This is a genomic window from Enterobacter cloacae complex sp. S2, from assembly GCF_015159675.1.
Taxonomy (GTDB): Bacteria; Pseudomonadota; Gammaproteobacteria; order Enterobacterales; family Enterobacteriaceae; genus Enterobacter; species Enterobacter intestinihominis.
The window spans coordinates 1-321 of the sequence record NZ_JADDTS010000097.1 but is presented as its reverse complement, the minus strand read 5'-3'; the positions used below and the strand labels follow the sequence as shown (position 1 = coordinate 321).

Here is a 321-nt window from a genome sequence, read left to right as displayed (position 1 = left end):
GACTTCTTCAGCCAGGGCGTGGCCCAACTAAACCTGTTCGATGACAGTGCTCCCCGAGCTGGTAGTGAGAAGTTAATGGAGGTACTGGATCACCTGAATGCAAAGGACGGAAAGGGCACGCTCTATTTTGCCGGGCAGGGTATTCAGCAGCAGTGGCAAATGAAGCGAGAAATGCTTTCTCCGCGCTACACCACCAGGTTCACCGACCTTCTGAAAGTGCGTTGATTTTAAGCTATACTTATTTCAATAGTTCGAATCATCAATATGATTTCTATCCGAGTAACTTAATTGAATAATCTTAGATTGAGATTAAAGTCGTGC

General features: G+C 45.5%; 1 protein-coding gene. It reads left to right on the top strand.

The window, feature by feature from the left end:
- Positions 1-225 (top strand): DUF4113 domain-containing protein (locus tag IPZ49_RS22910; RefSeq protein WP_193762896.1); only part of this gene is annotated, 225 nt, incomplete at its 5' end.
- Positions 226-321: the final 96 nt, after the last annotated feature.